Below are 4,407 nucleotides of genomic sequence, written 5' to 3'. Positions count from 1 at the left end.
GTAAGATAGAGAAGTTGCCCTTCGGGCCTGGTTGTGATGACTGGGTCGTGGGAGCATCCGATCCTTGAGAACTCAACAGCGTGCACTTGTCAAATGCCAAATAACCTCGATTCAGCTTCGGCTGGATGAGATTCCTTTGGATCAAAGACCAACCTCCTTGTGGGGTTGGCAACGGATGAAGTCAGCAATGAATTTGTCTCTTTGGTCAGCATCAAACTCGCTGCTTCCCGGTTTTTCCCCGGGTGGTATGCATTTCTTTTTTACGGAGAGTTTGATCCTGGCTCAGGATGAACGCTGGCGGCGTGCTTAACACATGCAAGTCGAACGGTGAAGCAGAGCTTGCTCTGTGGATCAGTGGCGAACGGGTGAGTAACACGTGAGCAACCTGCCCCTGACTCTGGGATAAGCGCTGGAAACGGCGTCTAATACTGGATATGTGATGTGACCGCATGGTCTGCGTCTGGAAAGAATTTCGGTTGGGGATGGGCTCGCGGCCTATCAGCTTGTTGGTGAGGTAATGGCTCACCAAGGCGTCGACGGGTAGCCGGCCTGAGAGGGTGACCGGCCACACTGGGACTGAGACACGGCCCAGACTCCTACGGGAGGCAGCAGTGGGGAATATTGCACAATGGGCGAAAGCCTGATGCAGCAACGCCGCGTGAGGGATGACGGCCTTCGGGTTGTAAACCTCTTTTAGCAGGGAAGAAGCGAAAGTGACGGTACCTGCAGAAAAAGCGCCGGCTAACTACGTGCCAGCAGCCGCGGTAATACGTAGGGCGCAAGCGTTATCCGGAATTATTGGGCGTAAAGAGCTCGTAGGCGGTTTGTCGCGTCTGCTGTGAAATCCGGAGGCTCAACCTCCGGCCTGCAGTGGGTACGGGCAGACTAGAGTGCGGTAGGGGAGATTGGAATTCCTGGTGTAGCGGTGGAATGCGCAGATATCAGGAGGAACACCGATGGCGAAGGCAGATCTCTGGGCCGTAACTGACGCTGAGGAGCGAAAGGGTGGGGAGCAAACAGGCTTAGATACCCTGGTAGTCCACCCCGTAAACGTTGGGAACTAGTTGTGGGGTCCATTCCACGGATTCCGTGACGCAGCTAACGCATTAAGTTCCCCGCCTGGGGAGTACGGCCGCAAGGCTAAAACTCAAAGGAATTGACGGGGACCCGCACAAGCGGCGGAGCATGCGGATTAATTCGATGCAACGCGAAGAACCTTACCAAGGCTTGACATATACGAGAACGGGCCAGAAATGGTCAACTCTTTGGACACTCGTAAACAGGTGGTGCATGGTTGTCGTCAGCTCGTGTCGTGAGATGTTGGGTTAAGTCCCGCAACGAGCGCAACCCTCGTTCTATGTTGCCAGCACGTAATGGTGGGAACTCATGGGATACTGCCGGGGTCAACTCGGAGGAAGGTGGGGATGACGTCAAATCATCATGCCCCTTATGTCTTGGGCTTCACGCATGCTACAATGGCCGGTACAAAGGGCTGCAATACCGCGAGGTGGAGCGAATCCCAAAAAGCCGGTCCCAGTTCGGATTGAGGTCTGCAACTCGACCTCATGAAGTCGGAGTCGCTAGTAATCGCAGATCAGCAACGCTGCGGTGAATACGTTCCCGGGTCTTGTACACACCGCCCGTCAAGTCATGAAAGTCGGTAACACCTGAAGCCGGTGGCCTAACCCTTGTGGAGGGAGCCGTCGAAGGTGGGATCGGTAATTAGGACTAAGTCGTAACAAGGTAGCCGTACCGGAAGGTGCGGCTGGATCACCTCCTTTCTAAGGAGCATCTGACATCTTCGGATGTCCAGAACCCGGTTCGAAGGCACACGTTCTTCGCTGGGAGCTCATGGGTGGAACATTTGACATGGCATCGAGATCTGATCTTTGGTCGAGTACGCAACTTCGGTTGTTGGAAAGAGTGGGGGTTGGGGGTCGGTGCCTGCACGCTGTTGGGTCCTGAGGGACCGGATGCGCTTTGACCTTCGGGTTGGAAGCATTTGGTTACTCTGGGCCTCTTGTTGTTTGTCCGGTTGGGCAAGCGGTGAGGGGTACCGCCCGTACTTTGAGAACTACACAGTGGACGCGAGCATCTTGCAACCGGTTTTCGGACTGGTTGCGCAAGATGATCTTAAAGATCATTAGTCAATTTCTGATCCGGTCTTCGGGCCGGGTCGAGTTTTTGATTCGAACTCATGTGATTTCAAGTCTTTAAGAGCAAACGGTGGATGCCTTGGCATCTGGAGCCGAAGAAGGACGTAGCAATCTGCGATAAGCCTCGGGGAACTGATAAGCAAGTTTTGATCCGAGGGTGTCCGAATGGGGAAACCCCGCTGGGCGGCGTGCCGACCTAGTGACTCCCGCCTGAATATATAGGGCGGGTAGAGGGAACGTGGGGAAGTGAAACATCTCAGTACCCACAGGAAGAGAAAGCAACCGCGATTCCGTTAGTAGTGGCGAGCGAAACCGGATCAGGCTAAACCTAGCGTGTGTGATAGCCGGCAGGCGTTGCACGTTGGGGGTTGTGGGACTTTTCAGTCATTTCTGCCGAGATGGCGGCGTTACAAGAAGGTATAGACGAACGGTCTTGAAAGGCCGGTCATAGAGGGTGCCAACCCCGTAGTCGAAATGCTTCTCTTGGCGCGAAGAGTATCCCAAGTAGCACGGGGCCCGTGAAATCCCGTGTGAATCTGTCAGGACCACCTGATAAGCCTAAATACTCCCAGATGACCGATAGCGGACAAGTACCGTGAGGGAAAGGTGAAAAGTACCCCGGGAGGGGAGTGAAATAGTACCTGAAACCGTTTGCTTACAAACCGTTGGAGCACCCCTGGTAGGTGTGACAGCGTGCCTTTTGAAGAATGAGCCTGCGAGTTAGCGATATGTGGCGAGGTTAACCCGTGTGGGGTAGCCGTAGCGAAAGCGAGTCTGAATAGGGCGATTCAGTCGCATGTCCTAGACCCGAAGCGAAGTGATCTATCCATGGCCAGGTTGAAGCGACGGTAAGACGTCGTGGAGGACCGAACCCACTTAGGTTGAAAACTGAGGGGATGAGCTGTGGATAGGGGTGAAAGGCCAATCAAACTTCGTGATAGCTGGTTCTCTCCGAAATGCATTTAGGTGCAGCGTTGCGTGTTTCTTGCCGGAGGTAGAGCTACTGGATGGCCGATGGGCCCTACAAGGTTACTGACGTCAGCCAAACTCCGAATGCCGGTAAGTGAGAGCGCAGCAGTGAGACTGTGGGGGATAAGCTTCATAGTCGAGAGGGAAACAACCCAGACCACCAACTAAGGTCCCAAAGCGCGTGCTAAGTGGGAAAGGATGTGGAGTTGCCTTGACAACCAGGAGGTTGGCTTAGAAGCAGCCACCCTTGAAAGAGTGCGTAATAGCTCACTGGTCAAGTGATTCCGCGCCGACAATGTAACGGGGCTCAAGCACGCCACCGAAGTTGTGGCATTGACATTATTGGTAGGCCTTCGTGGTCCAGCCGTGTTGATGGGTAGGAGAGCGTCGTGTGGCCAGCGAAGCGGCGGTGGAAACCAGCCGTGGAGGCTACACGAGTGAGAATGCAGGCATGAGTAGCGAAAGACGTGTGAGAAACACGTCCTCCGAAAGACCAAGGGTTCCAGGGTCAAGCTAATCTTCCCTGGGTAAGTCGGGACCTAAGGCGAGGCCGACAGGCGTAGTCGATGGACAACGGGTTGATATTCCCGTACCGGCGAAGAACCGCCCAAACTAATCCAGTAGTGCTAAGTGTCTGAATCCCACTGATGGATCCCTTCGGGGTGAAGCGTTGGGCCTAGCGCACGACCCCATTCTGGTGCGGTTAGCGTATTAACAGGTGTGACGCAGGAAGGTAGCCCAAGCCAGGCGATGGTTGTCCTGGTGCAAGTGCGTAGGCCGAACGGTAGGCAAATCCGCCGTTCACGTAGGCTGAGACACGATGCGGATAAAAAGTGGGTGATCCTATGCTGCCGAGAAAAGCATCGACGCGAGGTTCTAGCCGCCCGTACCCCAAACCGACTCAGGTGGTCAGGTAGAGAATACCAAGGAGATCGAGAGAATCGTGGTTAAGGAACTCGGCAAAATGCCCCCGTAACTTCGGGAGAAGGGGGGCCTTCGACGTATTAGGACTTGCTCCGAAAGCGTTTGGAGGCCGCAGAGACTAGTGGGTAGCGACTGTTTACTAAAAACACAGGTCCGTGCCAAGTCGCAAGACGATGTATACGGACTGACGCCTGCCCGGTGCTGGAAGGTTAAGAGGACCGGTTAGCCGTAAGGCGAAGCTGAGAATTTAAGCCCCAGTAAACGGCGGTGGTAACTATAACCATCCTAAGGTAGCGAAATTCCTTGTCGGGTAAGTTCCGACCTGCACGAATGGCGTAACGACTTCCCAACTGTCTCA

Annotated in this window: 2 rRNA genes (1 of these 2 running past the window's edge); both read left to right on the top strand. The window is 54.5% G+C overall.

The window, feature by feature from the left end:
- Nucleotides 1–259 precede the first annotated feature (259 nt).
- A 16S ribosomal RNA gene (locus ACFY9N_RS17350) occupies nt 260–1,781 on the top strand.
- Nucleotides 1,782–2,203: 422 nt separating this feature from the next.
- Nucleotides 2,204–4,407: ribosomal RNA gene (locus ACFY9N_RS17345) — 23S ribosomal RNA — on the top strand; it runs 999 nt beyond the window's last position.
- The 16S and 23S rRNA genes sit together here, the layout of an rRNA operon.

The sequence above is a fragment of the Microbacterium sp. NPDC008134 genome, from assembly GCF_042957055.1.
Taxonomy (GTDB): domain Bacteria; phylum Actinomycetota; class Actinomycetes; order Actinomycetales; family Microbacteriaceae; genus Microbacterium.
Note: the sequence above shows the minus strand (reverse complement) of the source record. Positions and strands in the feature narration are given on the sequence as shown.